Annotated in this window: 2 protein-coding genes; both read right to left on the bottom strand. The window is 71.6% G+C overall.

Annotated features, from left to right (window positions below):
• Positions 1-187: STAS domain-containing protein (locus tag LPA54_RS35540; protein WP_228984702.1), on the bottom strand; the 187-nt coding region annotated here is incomplete at its 3' end.
• A gap of 111 nt (positions 188-298) precedes the next feature.
• Positions 299-578: YceI family protein (locus LPA54_RS35535; RefSeq protein WP_228984701.1), on the bottom strand; the 280-nt coding region annotated here is incomplete at its 5' end.

Raw genomic sequence — 578 nt, 5'->3', positions numbered from 1 at the left:
GACGGATGCCCTGGGAGTCCATGAAGCGGGTCCCGGACAGGTCGAGGACCATCACCCGCGCTGGCCCCTCGGAGCCGGAGCGGGCCTGGTACATGATCAGCGGCAGCAGGCCGTCGGCGTTGCGGAAGTCGATCTCCGACGGCAGCGGGAGCATCACACGCTCGGAGGAAGGGGGCGGAGGGGTCATGGCATTCACCTGACACGGTCGTCCGGAATCGGCAGGCCGCTTCCTGACCCTCCACCCATTGGACCACGCCGGGGGCGAGACCGGAAGCGGCGCAGGTCCGGACGTCGCGGCTCAGACCTCAGGGAGCTTCTCGCCCCGCACGGCCTGGACGTCCAGTTCCACCCGGAGGGTGGTGCCGACGGCGGCGACACCGGCCTGGACGACCTGGTTGTAGTTCATCGCGAAGTCCTCGCGCCGCAGTTCGGTGGTGGCGCGGAAGGCCGCCCGGGTGCCGCCCCAGGGGTCGGCGCCGGTGCCGAGGTACGCCAGGTCCAGGTCGACCGGGCGGACCACGCCGCGCATGGTCAGTTCGCCGTGCACGGTCCAGCGGTCGGTGCCCGCCTGGGTGAGC

Source organism: Streptomyces sp. DH12, from assembly GCF_020873895.1.
Lineage (GTDB): Bacteria > Actinomycetota > Actinomycetes > Streptomycetales > Streptomycetaceae > Streptomyces.
The sequence above is the reverse complement of the archived record's forward strand: the minus strand, read 5'-3'. Positions and strand labels throughout refer to the sequence as shown.